The sequence below is a fragment of the Sinorhizobium sp. RAC02 genome (genome assembly GCF_001713395.1).
Classification (GTDB): Bacteria; Pseudomonadota; Alphaproteobacteria; order Rhizobiales; family Rhizobiaceae; genus Shinella.
The window spans coordinates 1328308-1346455 of record NZ_CP016452.1; the positions used below are offsets into that span (position 1 = coordinate 1328308).

An 18148-nucleotide genomic window follows, 5' to 3' on the forward strand; every position below is an offset into this window, starting at 1 on the left:
TTCATCCAATCGTTCAGACCTGAACGACATGCACCGAGCGCGGCAGCGAAGAGAGAATTTCCGGACCGCTCTCGCGCAGGATCACGATGTCTTCCAGGCGAATGCCGAAGCGGCCGGGCAGGTAGATGCCGGGCTCGATCGAGAAGACCATACCTTCCTCGAGCACGGTGTCGGAGGTCGCGGTGATGTAGGGCGGCTCATGACCGTCGATGCCCATGCCGTGGCCGGTGCGGTGCACGAAGTATTCGCCGTAGCCGGCGTCCGTGATCACCTTGCGGGCGGCGGCATCGACGTCACGCGCCGGGACACCGGGCCGCGCGGCCTTCAGCGCTGCCTGCACGGCCTTCTCGACGATGGTGTGGATTTCGCCATAACCTTCCGGCGGCAGGCCGATCACCGCCATGCGGGTAATGTCGGAGGGAAAGCCCTGCTTGCGACCGCCGATGTCGATGACCACGGCGTCACCCTCTTGGATCACCCGGTCGCTTGCCGAATGGTGCGGGAAGGCGCCGTTGCCGCCGGCGCCGACGATCCAAAACTGCGGTGAGGCGCCTTCCGAAGAAAAGTGCGCACGGATCTCGGCAGCGAGGTCCTTCTCGGTCATGCCCGGTTTGACGGCGGAAAATGCCGCCTGCATGGCCCGGTCGGCAATGCCGGCATTCATTTTCAGCTTGGCATATTCCGCGCCGTCCTTGCGCATGCGCAGGCCGCCCAGCGTGGCGGGCGTGAAGTCGCGGCGCGTGTCTGCGGGCAGGGCGTCGAGAAGCAGCAGGGCAAAGTCGGCACGCATCGTCTCGTCGAGGGCGACAAGGCCCGGGGCTTCCGCGCCGATCGCGGCGAGTGCTGTATGCAAGGCTTCAACCGGGCCTGCATCGTCCGCCCAGGTGTGGAAGGCGATGTCGGTGAATTCGCGGCTGCCCTCAGCATTCAGTCCCGGCATCAGGAAGGCTTCCTTTTCCGGGCCGATCAGCAGTAGGCAGGGACGCTCATCGGGGTGCGGGTGGAAACCCAGCACCCAATCCATGTGCGAGCCCGGCGCGACGGCGACGAGGCCGGTGCCGGTGTCGGTCATGCTTTGACGTAACGCCTTTAGGCGCGTGGCGGTCTGTTCGTTCATGATCATGTCCTCATTGAGATGGCGGTAAGGGGATGGTCGCTGCAGGCCGGTCCGACAGCGCCTGGGCGAACGGACCGGCGGCACCGTGTGCTAGCCTGTGGGCTTACGGGTCTTGCTTGGCTTCGACGCGCTGCGCTCGACGGCGGTGCGCTTGACGACGAGGCTTGGCGAGGTCTCGGCGGATGGTTCGCCGTCGCCGAAAACGTCCATCGTGCAGGTGTGGAAGACCGTTGCCAGTTCGCTCGTATGGTTCCAGGTGACGTGCGTCAGCGTCGAGGGAAAATGCGCGGAATCGCCCGCCTCCAGAATGGTGCGTTCGCCATCGATCTCGATTGTCAGCGCACCTTTCACCACGAAGTAGATCTCCTCGCCCTCGTGCGACATCGGTTCGCTGCGGAAGCCCGGTGGCTCGTGGATGAGGGTCGAGCGCAGGATGTTGCCCGGGAAGGATGCGGAAAGGCGCTCGTAACTGACGGCGCTATCGGGAGTACCGCCGAGCGCATAGACGAGGCGCCCCTCGTGTCGTGTGATCGGTGCGTCGACCTTGGGCAACTGGAAGAAGGAGCCGACATCGGCCTTGAGGGCGCGGCTGACCGCAACGAGCGAGGTCAGCGACGGCACGGTGATGCCGCGCTCGATCTGCGAGATGAAGCCGACTGAAAACCCGGCCGCATCCGCGACCTGCTGCAATGTCATCTTGAGCTCGCGTCGGCGCTCGCGCAGGCGCTCTCCAACAGCAGAGCCCGCGTCAGACCCTTCTACACTCACCACCATCGCCACCCGAATTTTTAGTATTACTTCAATAGTGCGCGGGCGATCGCCGATGTCAAACGAATTTTAGTATGACTAAAAAATTAGTGATGCCGCTCATCGGCCCGGCAGGTGGAAGGCCTGCTGGAAGTAGGAGCGGAAGGCGAGCATGGGTGGCGTTAGTTCCATGTTACGTCGCCAGGCGAGGCCGACATCCATGGCCGGGACGGGATCGCTGATGTTCATGGTCTCGATGCGCCGGCCTTCGAGCGACCAGGGCCGATGCACCATGTCGGAGAGGATCGCCACGCCCTGGCCGTTTGCGACGAGCGAGCGGGTCGCCTCGACCGACGAGGTCCGCAAAATGACGCGTGGCTGGTAGGGCGAGGCGCTCCAGTATTTGAGCGCCGAATGCGCTGCTTCGTCCACCGTCAGCATGATGTAGGGTTCCTCGGCGATTTCCTTGAGGCCGACCGTTTCCGCCTGCAGAAGATGATGCTGCGCCGGCAGCCAGAGGCGGCGCGTCGAACTCAGCACCTTTTCCGTGATGAGGGCCGGGTTGAGGATGTTGGAGGTGAGCAGCACGGACATGTCGTAGCGGTTGCTCAGGAGCCCTTCCTCGATAGACTCGCGGTTCAGTTCGAAAAGCTGGATCTCGAGTTGCGGGAAATGCCGGCGCAGCCGCTCGATGTGGAGCGGCAGGAAGTAGCCGATGACGGTATAGGTGGCGGCGACGGTCAGCGTGCCCTCGATCTCGCTGCTGACGACGTTGAGATGCGTCGCCTCGTCGACCTTCTTCAGGATCTCGTAGGCATGTGACAGGAACTGCCGTCCGGCAGACGTCAGGTCCATGCCGTGCGGCGTGCGCAGGAAGAGGCTGACGCCCACCGTGCGTTCCAACTCCTTGATCGCGGTCGTTACCGCTGACTGCGAAATGGAAAGATCGACGGCGGCCTGCGATATCTGCCCGAGTTCGGCGGTCGCGATAAAGTAGCGGATCTGCCGCAGACTGATCGTCATGGCTGTCGTCCTCTATCTGGTTTCCCGCGAAGAGGTATCAAAAAATCAGAATGGCCAATATCGAATTGGGCATCAAGCCGTCCAATTCCGTGCAGATTCCACTTATCCATCTGTTTTTCCTGATTTTTGCGGCGCAACAAAAACGGGCAAGGCGTTCTGATTTTCAGAATTCATATATGAGAAAATAGAATTTTTCAAAAGAGGATAAACATCCTAGCGTTCTCTTGTCGAGAAAATGCATGTGAGGAAGAGACATTGCGCGAGGTAGTCGACATCAACTGCGATATGGGTGAGGCGTTCGGTCGTTGGCACGTCGGCGATACCGAAGATGCATCCCTCATGCCGCTGATCAGCTCGGCCAATATCGCCGCGGGCTTCCATGCCGGCGATCCGAACCTGGTGGACCAGACGGTGCGTCTTGCCGCCCAGCACGGTGTCGGCATCGGTGCACATCCCGGCTACAACGATCTTCAGGGTTTTGGCCGTCGCAAGATCGCCGGCACCGCGAAGGAACTAGTCAACGACATCGTCTACCAGGTCGGTGCGATCCGCGAATTCGCCCACAGGCACAGCGCACGCCTCCAGCATGTGAAGCCGCACGGCGCGCTCTACATGGAAATGGCGGTCAATCCGGAATTGTCGCAGATGTTCGTGCAGTACATGCGCACCGTCGAGCCGAATGCGTACATCTTCTGCATGGGCGGCTCCGCGACGTGGCGCGCGGCAATCGAAGCCGGGCAGCCGACCGTGCGTGAATTCTACGCCGACCGTGACTACGACGACAGCGGCTCTATCGTGTTTACCCGCGACGCTGGCCGGCCGGATCCGGCCGCCATTGCCCGCAAGGTCGTGCGCGCCTGCAAGGAAGGCAAGGTCCGCACCGTCAAGGGCAACGACATCGAAATCGACTTCGAATCCATCTGCTTCCATTCCGACACGCTCGGCGCGCTCGATATCGTGCGCCAGATGCGCGAGGCACTGGTTGCCGAAGGGATTCGCATAACGCCGGTTTCCGGCGCCGTCGGCCCCTAGGGCGAGTGACCCGAAAATAGACAGACAGGGCCCTTCCGCCGCTTGGAGAAAAGCGGAAGGCTCGACCATTCAAGCGGAGAGAGACATGAGCAAGATCGAGATCAGATCGCCCCTGCCGGGCACCTTCTACCGGTCATCCTCGCCGGATGTGCCGCCCTTCAAGGCGGATGGCGACAGTGTGGCGAGCGGCGATGCGATCGGGCTCATCGAGGTCATGAAGACGTTTCAGGAAGTGCCGGCCGGCGTCGAAGGCAAGAACATCACCTTCCTCGTCGAGAACGAAGAGCCGGTCATGGCCGGCCAGGTCATTGCCGAGGTGGAGGCATGACGATCCGCTCGCTCCTCGTTGCTAACCGCGGCGAGATCGCGGTGCGCATCATCAAGGCGGCGAAGGCGCTGGGCATCCGCACCGTGCAGGTCCATAGCGCCGCGGATGCCGACATGCTGGCGGTGAAGCTCGCCGATGAAGCCGTCGATATCGGCTCGCCCGCACCGAAGAAATCCTATCTCAACATCGAAGCGGTTGTGAATGCCGCCAAGGCGGCCGGCGTCGATGCCGTGCATCCGGGCTACGGCTTCCTGTCGGAAAACGCAGATTTCGCCGATGCGGTGGAAGCGGCCGGCCTGATCTTCATCGGTCCGAAGGGTGACGCGATCCGCCTGCTCGGCGACAAGGTCGCGGCGCGCGAGGTTGCTGCCAAGGCCGGTGTTCCGACCGTGCCGGGCAGCGCAGGACGCCTTGCAACGATCGAGGAAGCCCGGGCCGTGGCGGCGAAGACCGGCTTTCCGATCATGATCAAGGCGGCAGCAGGCGGCGGCGGTCGCGGTATCCGCATCGCCGCCGACCTCGCCGATCTGGAGCGCCATTTCCCGCAGGCTTCTGCCGAAGCATTGGCTTCGTTCGGCGATGGCGGCCTCTATCTAGAAAAAGTCATCACCAAGGCGCGCCATGTCGAGGTGCAGATCCTCGGCGACGGCCAGAACTTCATCCATTGTTTCGAGCGGGAATGCTCGTTGCAGCGCCGCCGCCAGAAGGTCTGGGAAGAGGCGCCGTCCTTCCTGCTGCCCACCGATGTGCGCACCCGGCTTTGCGACAGCGCCGTGGCGCTTGCCCGCGAGGTCGGCTACCGCGGCGCCGGCACGGTGGAATATCTCTACGACGAGGTGACGAAGGAGTTCTACTTCATCGAGGTGAACACCCGCATCCAGGTTGAGCATCCCGTCACCGAGATGATCACCGGCATCGACCTCGTCGAGGAAATGATCCGCGTTGCCGGCGGCGCGCCGCTGTCGATCCGCCAGGAGGATGTGCAGGCCGAAGGCCACGCCATCGAGTGCCGTATCAACGCCGAAGACCCGGCCAAGGGCTTTCTGCCGGCGCCGGGCACCATCACCCGGCTCGTCGTGCCGGAGGGCGAGGGCATCCGTTTCGATACGATGCTCTACGAAGGCTACACGATCCCGCCGTTCTATGACTCGCTCGTCGGCAAGCTGATCGTCTGGGGTCGGACCCGCGATGCGTGCCTCGAACGACTGAGAGGTGCGCTGGAAGGCCTGACGATCGAGGGTATCAAGACGACGGTGCCGCTGCACCTGGCACTCGCTCAAGACGACAGCGTGCGGCGCGGTGCCTTCGACACGCGCTTCCTCGAAACATGGCTTGAAACCGAATTCGCCGCGAAAGCCGGCGCGACTGCGGAGGTTGCCTGATGAGCATCAGATACACATTCGGGGGCGACGAGCACCTCTTCGTCGAATGCAGCGAGGACATGTCGCTCGAAGCCTTCTTCAAGAGCCTCTCCATGGCAAAGGGCGTGCGTGAAAGCGGCATCAAGGGTGTCACGGAAATCTGCCCGGCCAATGCCTCGTTCCAGATCAAGTTCAACCCGGATATCATCCATCCCGACGACATCCTGAAGGAAGTGAAGTCGATCGAGGGCGCGGCCGCCAAGGCCGAGCCGGTGCTGAAGACCCGCATCGTCGAGATCCCCGTCTTCTACAACGACCCCTGGACGCACGAGACGCTGATGCGGTTTCGCGAGCGCCATCAGGACCCGACGGGCACCGATCTCGATTATGCCGCCCGCATCAACGATTACGGCTCGGTCGACGATTTCGTCGGCGCCCATTCCGGCTCGCCCTGGTTCGTCTCGATGGTCGGCTTCGTCGCCGGCCTGCCCTTCATGTACCAGATGGTCGAGCGCCAGCGGCAGATCCAGGTTCCGAAATACCTGCGCCCACGCACGGACACGCCCAAGCTCACGGTCGGCCACGGCGGCTGCTTCGGCTGCATCTATTCGGTGCGCGGTGCCGGCGGCTACCAGATGTTCGGCATCACGCCGATGCCGATCTTCGACCCAACCCAGACGACCAGCTATCTGCGCGATTTCATGGTGTTCTTCCGCCCCGGCGACATCGTGAAGTTCAAGCCGATCGACCGCGATGCCTATGACCAGGCGGTCGAGGATGTCGACAAGGGCCGCTTCGCGCCCCCGATCCGCGAGGTGAGCTTTGACCTCCGGGAATTCCAGAAGGATATCGACGGCACAAACGCCAAGCTGGAGGGCATGCTCTATGGCCATTAAGGTTCTCCACCACGGTCTCGCGACCACCGTCCAGGATCTCGGTCGCCCCGGCTATTTCCACCTCGGCATCCCTGTCGGCGGCGCGATGGACCGCTATGCGATGCGCGCGGCAAACCTGCTCGTCGGCAATGACGAGGGTGCCGCCGGCCTCGAAGCTGTCTTCATCGGCCCGAAGCTGGAATTCACCGAGGACGCCCTCGTCGCCGTTACCGGCGCCGAGATGCCGGCGAAGGTCGATGGCGTCGGCCAACCCGGCTGGACCGCCTTCAAGGTCAAGGCCGGCCAGACGCTGACCTTCGATTTCCTGAAGTCCGGCGCCCGCATCTGCATCGCCGTTTCCGGCGGCATCGATGTGCCGGAAGCGCTCGGCAGCCGCTCGACCTATCCGATCGGCGCACTCGGCGGCTTCAAGGGCCGGCCGATCGCGGCCGGTGATGAACTGCCGGTCGGCAAGGGAAGCCTAGCCAACGAGGGCAAGACGGTTGTCGAGGAGCTGCGCCGCAAGCCCGGCATGCCGGCGGAACTGCGCGTGCTGCCCGGCCTCTACTGGCACCGCGTCACCGAGGAATCGCAGGAAAACTTCTTCGCAGACGAATGGAAGGTGGCGAACGAGGCGGACCGCATGGGCTACCGCTTCAAGGGCGGCCGCAAGCTCGATTTCGTCGAGCGCGAACAGCCCTTCGGTGCCGGCTCCGATCCGTCAAACATCGTCGACAGCTGCTACCCCTATGGCTCGATACAGGTTCCGGGCGGCACTGAACCGATCATCCTGCACCGGGATGCCGTCTCCGGCGGCGGCTACTTCATGGTCGGCACGGTCATCTCCGCCGACATGGACCTGATCGGCCAGCTCCAGCCGCATACGCCCACCCGCTTCGTCAAGGTGACGATGGAAGAAGCACTCGCCGCCCGCAAGGACCGCGCCGCACTGCTCGGGAGGCTGCGCGGGACCTTCAACTGACAGCCAAACGATTGCATCAAAACAAGAGAGGGAACGATAATGAACACGCTCGTCAGAACTGCACTCGCCACGACGGCGCTCGCCTTCGCGCTCAACGGCGCGGCGACGGCCGAGACCTGGTACCCCTATGACGCCCAGGCGATCGAACCGCCCTTTGCCGCGGATGGCAAGCCGGTCGACGTGAAATACGAACCGCTCGCCAAGGCGGAAAAGCCCTGGAACATCTGCGTTTCCTTCCCGCACATGAAGGATGCCTATTGGCTCGGCGTCGACTACGGCGTCGCCGAACAGGCGAAGGACCTCGGCGTCAAGATGAACCTCGTCGATGCCGGCGGCTACACTGAACTCGCCAAGCAGATCAGCCAGATCGAGGATTGCGTCGCTGGCGGTGCGCAGGCCGTGGTGATCGGCGCCATTTCGTTTGATGGCCTCAACAACCTCGTCTCGGAAGTCACCAAGAAGGGCATTCCGGTCATCGACGTGATCAACGGCATTTCCTCGCCGGACCTGACAGCCAAGTCGCTCGTCTCCTTCTACACGATGGGCCACGAGACCGGCGCCTACCTCGCCAAGAAGCATCCGGCGGGCAGCGATCCGGTCAAGGTCGGCTGGTTCCCGGGCCCGGCCGGTGCGGGCTGGGTGGAGGCCGCGCACAAGGGCTTCATGGAAGCCGTTGCCGGCTCCGCCGTGACGGTGCTGGAGCCGAAATTCGGCGATACCGGCAAGGAAGCCCAGCTGAAGCTCGTCGAAGACGTGCTGCAGGCCGAGCCCGACGTGCGCTACATCGCCGGCACGGCGGTGACGGCGGAAGCGGCTCAGGGTCTTATCCGCGAACGCGGCCTCAAGGGCCAGGTCGAGCTTCTCGCCTTCTACATGACGCCCGGCGTCTACGAGGGCATCAAGCGCGGCTTCATCCTCGCGGCCCCTGCCGATTCCATGGTCATCCAGGGCCGTATCGCCATCGACCAGGCGGTGCGTGCGCTGGAAGGCAAGGAACTCACCAAGCATGTCGGCCCGAAAATCTTCGTCGTCGATCCGTCGAATGTCGAGAGCGTGCCGCAGACCAATATCCTGCCGCCGGACGGCTACAAGCCGGTCTTCAGCGTGAACTAAAGAACCCAAGACGACCGCATGCGGTCCCGGCACGCGCCGGGGCCGCCATTGAGGAGGGACGAGGGTGACCGGTTCCGCGATGCCGCTCGTCGAGATGACGGGCATTACCAAGACATTTCCGGGAGTGAAGGCGCTGGACGGCGTGTCCTTCACGCTGATGCCAGGCGAGGTGCATGTGCTGTTCGGCGAGAACGGTGCAGGCAAGTCGACGCTGATCTCCATCCTGTCCGGCGTCTATCCGCAGACTGCGGGCACGCTGGTGCTCAATGGCGACACGGTGTCCTTTGCCTCGGTGGGCGACGCCAAGAAGAGCGGCGTTGCCGCCGTCTTCCAGGAATTCTCGCTCGTGCCGACGATGAGCGTGGCGGAAAACATCTATCTCGGCAGCGAGCCCAAGCGCGGCCCCTTCACCGACAAGGGCGCCATGCGCCGCGGTGCCGAAAAGCTCTTTACCGATCTCGGCTTCCCGATCGACGTGCGCCGCTCCGTCGTCAGCCTCTCGCGCGCCGAGCAGCAGATGACGGAGATCGCCAAGGCGATCCATTCCGAGGCCCGCATTCTCATTCTCGACGAGCCGACCGCCTCCTTGACCGAACGCGAGACGGACACGCTGTTCCGCATCGTGCGCGAGGCCAAGGCCCGTGGTGTCGGCATCGTCTATATCTCCCACCGCATCCAGGAATTCTCGCAGATCGCCGACCGCATCACGGTGCTGCGCGACGGCAAGCTGATCGGCACGGTCGGCGTCGATGCGCTCTCTCCCAAGGCTTTGGTCGAGATGATGACGGGTCGCGCCATCGACGAAATCTATCCGACGATCGCCCGTAAGCCGGATGGCGATGTGCTGCTGTCGATCCGCGGCCTGAAGGCCTGGGGCGTTGGTGGCGTGGACATCGATGTCAGGGCAGGCGAGGTGCTCGGCGTTGCCGGCCTGGTCGGCAGCGGCAAGTCGCGCACCTGGCGGGCCGCCCTCGGGCTGCTGCCGATCAAGGCCGGGTCCGTGACGCTGAAGGGCAGGGACGTGACGCACGCGCCGACCCGTCGCTTCGTCGGCGACGGCGTCTTCTACCTGCCGCCGGACCGCAAATCCGAAGGGCTGATGCTCTCGGCAACGACGCGCCGCAACATCGACCTCGGCGCGCTTGAGCGTGACGAGGCGTCCGGTTTCCTCGGCGCGCTGTCGCCGGCAAAATTGCGCAGCATCACCAACGGCATCGCCCGGCGCGTCGACATTCCCGAAAACTATATGGGCCGCGCCATCTCGACGCTATCTGGCGGCAACCAGCAGAAGGCGCTGTTCGGCAAGGGTTTCGGCCGCGACTACGACCTCTACATCTTCGATGAGCCCACCGTCGGCGTCGACATGGGCACGCGTGCGGCGCTCTACCGGCTGATCAAGGAACTGGCGGAAGCCGGCAAAGCCGTCGTGGTCATTTCGTCCGATCTGCCCGAAGCCATGAACCTCGCCCATCGCCTCGTCGTCTTTTCGGCCGGCCGCATCTCGGCGGAGCTCGAAGGCGACGCCATCAACGAGGAGACCATCCTCGCCTCCTTCTTCTCCCATGAAAGGCCAGACGCATGAACACCAGCGCCCAACCGGTGACGGAGACACAGGCTTCGGCCGGCTCGCCGATCCTCGCCTTCCTGCGCACCGTCTTCGTGCGCGCCGGCGTCCTGCCGTTCTTCCTCGTCGCGGCCCTCATCATCTTCACGCTCGCCTCGACGCAGTTTCTGTCGGTGCAGAACCTGACGAATGTCGCGCGCCAGTCGGTCTACCTGATCTTGGTTTCGCTCGGGCAGATGCTGGTGCTGATCACCGGCGGTTTCGACCTGTCCGTCGGCACGGCGATCGCGCTGACCTCCGTAGTTTCCGCGACGGCGATGGTCGCGGCTTCCGGCATGTTCCCGGATGCGGTCTGGCTGGTCATCGCGCTCGGCCTTGCTGCGGGTTTCGGCTCGGCGCTGCTGATCGGCACGCTGAACAGCATCGGTATTGCCGGCTTCAGCGTCTCGCCCTTCATCATGACGCTCGGCGTGCAGTCGGTCGGCGCCGGCATCGCGCTGTTCATCACCGGCGGCGTACCGGTCTCGGGCCTGCCCTACGAGTTCGGCGAGTTCTTCGGCTTCGGCCGCATCGTCGGCGTGCCCGTGCCGGTGCTCGTGGCACTGTTGGCGATCGCCGCCATGTGGATCCTGATGAACGGCACCCGCACCGGCGCGCAAATCTATGCCGTCGGCGGCAATATCAAGGCCGCACATCTCTCCGGCATCAACACGCGTCGCACGCTGTTCACCGCCTATGTCGTCTGCGCGCTGCTCGCTTCGCTCGCCGGCATCCTGCTGACGGCCCGCGTCGAAAGCGGCGAGACCAACCTTGGCGGCACCATCGCGCTGGAATCGATCGCCGCCTGCGTCATCGCCGGCGTGTCCCTGCGTGGCGGTATCGGGCGGGTGGAAAGTGTGGTGCTCGGCGCCTTCTTCATCGTGCTGGTGCAGAACGGCATGAACATCATGCAGATCGGCTCCTACATGCAGATGGTCCTGCTCGGCAGCCTGCTCGTGCTCGCCGTCGTCATAGATCAGCTGCGTTATCGGATGCTTGTCGGCAATCGCTAAGGCATAAATTTAACGGTAAAGCCCCGCCGGTATTGCTCCGGCGGGATTATCTGTTCGGATTACACCGTCAGCGAGGAGAGGAGATCCGAAAGGTCATCATCTCCCATATAGGCCATGGCGGATGCGCCGCCCGCGCCGGGCAATGCATTGACCTGCGACGATGTCATGGAGGCGAGCTGGCCGGGCGTAAAGGCCTGCGCCTGCTCGGGGCTGAGGCCTGCAAGAGCTGCCGTGCTGAGGCCGGAGATCGCGCTCGATGTCAGCGAGATGAGATCCTCCACCGAGAAGCTTGCGAGGTCGTCGGGGCCGAGCGCCGCAGCCTGGGTTGCCGTGAGCGCGCCAACCTGCGTTGGCGAGAGCGCTGCGATTTGCGATGAGCCAAGGGCTGCCATCTGGCCGTAGGTGAGAGATGCGACCTGGCCCGTCGACAGCGCGGCGATCGCGTCGGACGAGAGCGTGCCGATGGCCGTCGATGAAAGCCCCTTGATGGCCGAGGAGCTGATGGCGCCGAGTTCCTCGATCGAAATGGTCGCCATATGCGCGGCCGTCAATCCCGAGATGCCGGACGGGCTGAGCGCGGCGATCTGCTCGGTGCTGAAGGCTTCCAGCTGCTCGACGGTGAGGGCTGCAACCTGGTTGCTGCTCAGGCCTGCGATGCCGCCGGTGCCGAGCGCGCCGATTTCGGCTTCCGACAGGGTCGCAAGATAGCTTGCCGGCAGGCCGCGGATGGCGCTGGAGCTGATCGCTGCCAGTTTTTCGAACGTGAACGTATCGAGAGCCTGCGTCGACAAACCGGCAAGCGCGGAGGAGCTCAGGGCGCCGATCTGTGCGGCCGAGAGAGCCTCGACCTGCTCGAGATTGAGGCCCGAGACCTGGCTGCTGGTGAGGCCGGCGACGGCGCTCGCGCTCAGGGCCGCGATCTGCTGGGGCGTGAGGGCGGCGACGTCCTGCGCATCCAGGGCCGAAACCTGTCGCGAGCTAAGCGCACTGATCTGGGCGGTGGAGAGTGCCGCGACCTGCTGCGAGCTCAGGGCCGAAACCTGCGCTGTCGTGAGGCCTGCGACGCCGCTGCTGCTGAGTGCCGCGATCTGGTCGGCCGAAAGTCCGGCAATAACCGAGACGGAAAGGCCGGAGATCGCAAGTGAACTGATTGCCGAGAGTTCGGGCAGCGAGAAGCGTGCGAAATCTTCCGCCGTCAGCGCCGCCAACTGCTTGGCACTCATTGATCCGATCTGGGTACTGGTCAGCGCCTCGACCTGATCGGCATTGAGCGCCGCGATCTGATCGCTGGAAAGCCCCGATACGCCTTCGGCACTGAGCGCCGCAATCTGCGCCGTCGTCAACGTGGCGATCGTCGCTGCCGACAGGCCCGCGATGCCGCGGGAACTGATCGCAGCGAGGTCGGCGATCGAGAACCGTTCGAGATCATCCACGCCAAAGGCTGCGATCTGCCGTGAACCCAGGGCACCGACCTGTGTGCTGGTCAGGGCTTCCGCCTGGTCGGGGCTGAGTGCCGCGATCTGGTCGGTGCTGAGGGACGCAATGGCCCCCGAACCCAGGGCCGCAATCTGAGCGAGCGAGAGGGCTGCGATGTCGGCCGTGCTGAGCGCGCCGACCTGTGTGGAGCCGAAGGCGGCAAGCTGGGCCGTCGTCAGTGCTTCCAGCTGTGTGGTGCTCAGGGCATTCACCTGCGCGCTCGTCAGGCCGGCGACATTGATCGCGGCAATCTGCGCCGTGGTGAGCGAGGCGATGGTCGCCGTCGAAAGACCGGCGACGGCGCCCGACGTGATGGCGCCCATTTCACGGGCGGTGAAGGTTTCCAGATTGGCGACGCTGAAGGCGGAAATCTGCGACGAATTCAGGGCCGCGACCTGCGTGCTGGTCAGCGCTTCGGCCTGCGACAGCGAGAGGGCGGCGATCTGACTGGATGAGAGGCCGGCGACGCCAGTCGCGCTCATCGCGGCGATCTGGTTCGGCGAGAGCGCTGCAATGTCCTCCGTCCCGAGCGCCGCGATCTGCCGCGATCCGAGCGCTGCGATCTGCGCCGTCGTCAGGGCTGAGACCTGATCCGTGGTGAGCGCCGCGATCTGGCTGCTCGTCATGCCGGAAAGACCGGCCGGGCCAATCGCTGCGATCTGGCTCGTGGTAAGCGAGGCGAGCGTGGCGGTGGACAGGCCGGCCATGGCGCTGGCGCTGATCGCGCCCATGTCCGAAACCGAGAAGGTGTCGAGCTGGTCCGAATTGAGCGCCGCGACCTGCCGGGAGCTGAGAGCGGCGACCTGGCTGCTGGTGAGGGCTTCGGCCTGCGCGGTGCTGAGGGCTATGATCTGGTCCGTCGTCAGGCCGGAAATAGCGGCCGTGCTAAGGGCAGCAATCTGCGCGGTCGTAAGCGAGGCGATGTAGGACGGTCCGAGGATGGCAATCTGCCGGGCATCGAGCGCACGGACCTGCGCCGGCGTCAGCGCGTCGAGCTGGTCGCTGCTGAGGGCCTTGATCTGCTTCGTCTCGAGCGCGCCGATCGCGGATGTGCTCAGCGCTGCCACCTGTGTGCTGGAGAGCGAGGCGATGGCCGCTGTGGAGAGGCCTGTAATCGCGCCGGCATTGATGGAGGCGATTTCCCTGGTCGAGAATGTCGCGATGTCATCAGCGCCGAAGGCTGCCAGCTGTTCGGAGTTGAGGGCGGCGATCTGGCTGCTGGTGAGCGCTTCGGCCTGTGCGGTGCCGAGGGCTGCGATTTGCCTGGTGGTGAGCCCGCTGATGCCGCCGGTGCTGAGGGCGGCGATCTGCGCTGCCGAGAGCGCGGCGACAGAGCCGGTGGACAGGCCGCCGATCGCGTCGGAAGTAATAGCCGCGAGGTCCTTTGTGGAGAAGGTCGCGATGTCCTCCGGGCTGAGCGCTGCAAGCTGCGCCGAGTCGAGGGCGGCGACCTGGTTGGAGGTCAGGGCTTCGGCCTGCGCGGTGCTCAAGGCCTGCAATTGCCGGGCTGTCATGGCGGCGATCGCGGATCCGCTGAGGGCCCCGATCTGGGCGGTCGAGAGCGAGGCGATGGTCGCCGTCGAAAGGCCGGCGATCGCGCTTGCGCTAATCATCGCGATATCCTTCGTGGAGAAGGTCGCTATGTCGTCCGTGCCCAGTTCATGCAGCTGCTCGGAGGTGAGAGAGCCGACCTGGGTGCTGGTGAGCGCTTCCACCTGGCTGGTGCTGAGCACTGCCAACTGCTGCGACGTAAGGCCGGCGATGCTGGCTGCGTTGAGTGCCGCGATCTGCGCAATGGAAAGCGCGGCGATCTTGTCCGTTCCGAAGGCTTCGATCTGCGCCGAGGTGAGGGCCGACATCTGCCGGCTGGTGAGGGCACCGATCTGGTTGAGGCCAAGCGCTTCGATCTGGTCGTCGGTCAAGCCGGAAATGCCGGATGCGCTGAGGGCGGCGATCTGCGTGGTCGAGAACGACGCGAGGTCACTTTCGCTGAGAGCCGCGACCTGACTGGAACCCAGCGCCCCGAGCTGGGCCGTCGTGAAGGCGGAAATCTGGTCGGCGGAGAGGGCCCGGACCTGGCTGGTAGTGAGACCTGAAATGGTGGTAGAACTGAGGCTGGCAATCTGAGCGGTGGAAAGGGCCTGGATATCGTCTTCCAGCGCCGCGATCTGCGTCGGCGTGAGGGCCTTCAGCTGGGCGGTGGAAAGCTGGCTGACCTGCGCGGAGCTCAACGCCTCGATCTGTGCGGTCGTGAAGCCGGAAAGCGCGGTGCTGCTGATTGCGGCGAGCTGCGCCGATGACAGCGACGTCACGGTTTCGAGGCCAAGCCCGACGATGGCCTTGTTGGTGAGGGCGGCGATCTGGGCCGAGGAGAGCGCTGCAATGTCGCCCGGCTCGAGTGCTGCAACCTGAGTGGCCGTGAGCGCCCCGACCTGACTGGTCGTCAAGGCGGCTATCTGCGCGGTCGACAGGGCTTCGATCTGGGCGGCGGTCATGCCGGCGAGTGCATTACGGCTGAGCGCAGCCGCTTGCGCAGTGGACAGCCGCGACACAGCCGCCTCGTCGAGGCCGGCAATGGCCTTGTTGGTGATGGCGGCGATATCCTCGGTCGAGAAGGTGGCGATGTCGTTTGCGTCGAGCGTCGCAAGTTGCGTCGAGCTGAGAGCCTTGACCTGAGCCGGTGTCAGCGCCTTGATCTGCGCCGTGCTCAACGCATCGATCTGGTCGATCGTCAGCCCGGCGATCGCACTGCTGCTGAGGGCGGCGATCTGGTCGGTGGTGAGCGAGGCGAAGAAGTCCGGGTCCATGCTGGCCAGCTGCTTGGACTGGAGGGCGCCGATCTGCAGCGCCGAGAGTGCGGCGATCTGCCCGCTCTTCAGGGATGCGAAGGCATCGCTGCTCAGGCCGGGAATGGCCTTGTGGCTGATGGCTGCGATATCTGCGGTGGAGAAGGTGGCAAGGCCCGCCACGCCGATCGCGCCGAGCTGAGCGGAACTCAAGACCTTCACCTGCGCAGGCGTCAGCGCTTCGATCTGGTCTGCGTCGAGCGCGGCGAACTGCTTGGTCGTGAGGCTCGCAATGGCGCCGGTGCTGAGGGCCGCGATCTGGTCGGTGGACAGTGCGGCGATAGCTGCGGTGCCGAGAGCCCCTAGGGCCTTGCCGTCGATCGCGGCGATCTGTGTCGGCGTCAGTGCGGCGAGGCCCTGCTCGTCCAGCGACGAAATCTGGGCTGCGCTCATGACGCGAATCTGCAACGGCGTGAACGCTTCGATCTGGTCGGCATCGAAAACGGCCATCTGCGTGATGGTGAGGCTGGCAATGGCGGCGGTGCTGAATGCGGCGACCTGGTCGGCGGACAGCGCTGCGATGGCGCTCGTGCTAAGGCCTGCTACCGCCCGGTTGCTGAGTGCTGCAATATCCGCGGTGGAGAAGGTGGCAAGGCTGTCCGGTTCGATGGCCGAAAGCTGGGAGATGGTCATGTAGCGGATCTGCGCCGGCGTCAGCGCCTCGACCTGCTCGACGCTGAGGGCGGCGATATGCCAGGGCTTGAGCACGCCGATCTGGCTGGGTGTCAGGGCCGCGATCTGCTCGGTGGTGAAAGCGGCAATGGCCGCGGAGTTCAGGCCCGAAATGGCGTTGACCGGAATTGCGGCAATCTCGTCGCCGGAAAAGGCTTCGAATGCATAGCGATCGAAGGCTGCAACCTGGGTTTCGCTGAACGCCTTGATCTGCGTGATCGTGAAGGCCTCGACCTGATCGGCATTGAGAACGCTGACCTGGCTGGCCGTCAGGCCTGGAATTGCCCTGGCATTGAGTGCCGTGATCTGGGCGGGCGTGAGCCCGGCAATAGCGCTGGTGCTGAGGCCGGCGACAGCGCTGGCGCTGAGCGCGGCGATATCCAGCGTGGAGAATGTCGAGATGGTGTCGCCGTCGAGGACGGCGAGTTGCGCGCCACTCAGCACCTTGACCTGCGAAGGCGAGAACGCCTCGACCTGATCCATGCTCATGGCGCCGATCTGGGCCGTTGTCAGGCCTGCAACAGCGGCGCTGCTCAGGGCGGTGACCTGCTGGGTCGACAGGGCGCTGATGCCGGCCGTACCGAGGGCGGCGATCTGCCATGGTTCGAGCGCATTGATCTGGCTGGTGTTCAGCGCCTCGATCTGATCGGGCAAAAGCGCTGCCATCGCGCCGGTGCCAAAGCCCTTGAGCGCCTTGGCGGTGATGGCGGCGATATTTTCCTCGGAAAATGCTGCAATGTCGCGCGAATCCATGACGGCGAACTGTGCTGCGGTCATCGCGCGGATCTGCGCGGTCGTCAGCCCCTCGATCTGTCCCGGACCGAAGGCCGTGATCTGGGCGGTCGTCAGTGCGGCGATGGTCTTCGGGCTGAGGGCGGTGATCTGGTCGGCCGAAAGTGCGGCGATTGCCGCGGTCCCGAGACCCGGCAAGGCCTTGCCACTGATCGCGGCCATGTCGCCCGTCGAGAAGGTGGCGATATCGTCGGCTCCCATAGCCGCGAGCTGCTGCGCCGTGACAACCTTGATCTGGTTGGGCGACAGCGCCTCGATCTGGTCGCTGCTCATCGCGCTGATCTGGGTCGCCGTCAGGCCGGTGATCGCGCTGGTGCTGAGTGCGGGAATTTGCGTCGTGGTGAAGGCGGCGATGGCGTCCGTGCTGAGCGCGGCGATCTGGGCCGGCTTGAGCATTGCGACCTGCGCCGTCGTCATGCCGACAATCTGCTCGGGCGTCAGCGAGGTGGCTTGCGGCAGCGTGAAACCGGCAATGGCGAGGCTGTTCAGCGCCCCGATCTGGTCGGGTGACAGCGCCCTGATGGCCGCCGTGCTCAGGGTCTGTACGGCCTTGTAGCTGATCGCGGCCATATCCGCGGTCGAAAACGTCGCCAGTTCGTCGGGAGAGATGGCGGCAAGCTGGGCGGCGCTCAAAACCATGACCTGGGACGAGGTGAGCGCCTCGACCTGCTCCTCATTCAGAGCACCGATCTGCCCGGCCGTGAGGCCACCGATCTGGTTCTGGGTGAGGCTTTCGATGGCGAACTTGTCGAGGGCGCCGAGCTGGTCGAGCGACAGGCCGATGACGGCGTGCTGCGAAATGGCGCTCAACTGCTTCGTACTGAGGGTCTCGATATCCTCGACTTCGAGTGCGGCGACCTGCTTGGAGGAGAAGGCAGCGAGCTGGCCGGTGGAAAGCGCGGCGACATCTTTCGTCGTCCAGTCTGCAATCGCCGCCGTGGAAAGCTGCTTGATCTGGCTGATGCTCAAGGAGGAAACGACAGACGTCATATGGCAAATCCCTAATGAAAGATCGCAGTGCCTCCCGCAAAATCCGGCTCCATTTGGCAGCCGCGCGCAGCGCACAGGCCGGATGTCTCCACAATCCGGCAATACATCGATACGAAAGGGGGCTTGCCTGAAGCTGAAGTTTCGGGTGCGGAGAGTATAGTGGGCGGCCTTGAAACCC

The 18148-nt window shown here is 64.4% G+C and carries 13 protein-coding genes; 9 read left to right on the plus strand and 4 right to left on the minus strand.

All coding sequences use genetic code 11. The features are described 5' to 3' along the window. Positions 1-13: 13 nt before the first annotated feature. From BSY16_RS27200 to BSY16_RS27210, 3 genes are all read right to left on the minus strand, one after another. Positions 14-1117 carry a M24 family metallopeptidase gene (locus BSY16_RS27200; RefSeq protein WP_083243241.1) on the minus strand — a complete coding sequence of 368 codons (1104 nt, stop codon included), beginning with the start codon at positions 1115-1117 and terminating at the stop codon, positions 14-16. 90 nt (positions 1118-1207) lie between these two features. Next, on the minus strand, positions 1208-1813 hold the full coding sequence (locus tag BSY16_RS27205) for a helix-turn-helix domain-containing protein (protein WP_286157270.1): 606 nt from the start codon (positions 1811-1813) through the stop codon (positions 1208-1210). A gap of 171 nt (positions 1814-1984) precedes the next feature. Further along, positions 1985-2887, minus strand: coding sequence for a LysR family transcriptional regulator (locus tag BSY16_RS27210; RefSeq protein ID WP_069062897.1), 903 nt, complete (start codon positions 2885-2887; stop codon positions 1985-1987). On the opposite strand from BSY16_RS27210, the gene BSY16_RS32570 reads away from it, so the two are divergent. The 9 genes from BSY16_RS32570 to BSY16_RS27250 all read left to right on the plus strand — a co-directional run bounded on the left by BSY16_RS32570 (position 2886) and on the right by BSY16_RS27250 (position 11194). Further along, positions 2886-3047, plus strand: a complete 162-nt coding sequence (locus tag BSY16_RS32570) for a hypothetical protein (RefSeq protein WP_171902489.1) — start codon at positions 2886-2888, stop codon at positions 3045-3047. The genes BSY16_RS27210 and BSY16_RS32570 overlap by 2 nt on opposite strands. Positions 3048-3142: 95 nt before the next feature. Next, a complete protein-coding gene (locus tag BSY16_RS27215; protein ID WP_069062898.1) occupies positions 3143-3919 on the plus strand; it encodes a 5-oxoprolinase subunit PxpA in 777 nt (258 codons plus the stop codon). Positions 3920-4004: 85 nt separating this feature from the next. Beyond that, entirely contained in the window at positions 4005-4247 is a 243-nt protein-coding gene (locus BSY16_RS27220) for an acetyl-CoA carboxylase (RefSeq protein ID WP_069062899.1), read from the plus strand. After that, positions 4244-5629 carry an acetyl-CoA carboxylase biotin carboxylase subunit gene (locus BSY16_RS27225; protein ID WP_069062900.1) on the plus strand — a complete coding sequence of 462 codons (1386 nt, stop codon included), beginning with the start codon at positions 4244-4246 and terminating at the stop codon, positions 5627-5629. The genes BSY16_RS27220 and BSY16_RS27225 overlap by 4 nt, the downstream gene beginning before the upstream one ends. Then, a complete protein-coding gene (locus tag BSY16_RS27230; RefSeq protein ID WP_069062901.1) occupies positions 5629-6504 on the plus strand; it encodes a 5-oxoprolinase subunit B family protein in 876 nt (291 codons plus the stop codon). Before BSY16_RS27225 ends, BSY16_RS27230 begins: the two co-directional genes overlap by 1 nt. Beyond that, a complete protein-coding gene (locus tag BSY16_RS27235; protein WP_069062902.1) occupies positions 6494-7465 on the plus strand; it encodes a 5-oxoprolinase subunit C family protein in 972 nt (323 codons plus the stop codon). The genes BSY16_RS27230 and BSY16_RS27235 overlap by 11 nt, the downstream gene beginning before the upstream one ends. Positions 7466-7504: 39 nt before the next feature. Continuing rightward, positions 7505-8578: a TMAO reductase system periplasmic protein TorT gene (gene torT, locus BSY16_RS27240; protein WP_069062903.1), complete on the plus strand. Its 1074-nt coding sequence runs from the start codon at positions 7505-7507 to the stop codon at positions 8576-8578. Between the two features lie 79 nt (positions 8579-8657). Then, positions 8658-10160 carry a sugar ABC transporter ATP-binding protein gene (locus BSY16_RS27245; protein WP_069063736.1) on the plus strand — a complete coding sequence of 501 codons (1503 nt, stop codon included), beginning with the start codon at positions 8658-8660 and terminating at the stop codon, positions 10158-10160. Then, positions 10157-11194: an ABC transporter permease gene (locus tag BSY16_RS27250; RefSeq protein WP_083243143.1), complete on the plus strand. Its 1038-nt coding sequence runs from the start codon at positions 10157-10159 to the stop codon at positions 11192-11194. Before BSY16_RS27245 ends, BSY16_RS27250 begins: the two co-directional genes overlap by 4 nt. A 59-nt stretch (positions 11195-11253) precedes the next feature. On the opposite strand, the gene BSY16_RS27255 is transcribed toward BSY16_RS27250, so the two are convergent. Further along, positions 11254-17970, minus strand: coding sequence for a beta strand repeat-containing protein (locus BSY16_RS27255; protein ID WP_069062904.1), 6717 nt, complete (start codon positions 17968-17970; stop codon positions 11254-11256). Positions 17971-18148: the final 178 nt, after the last annotated feature.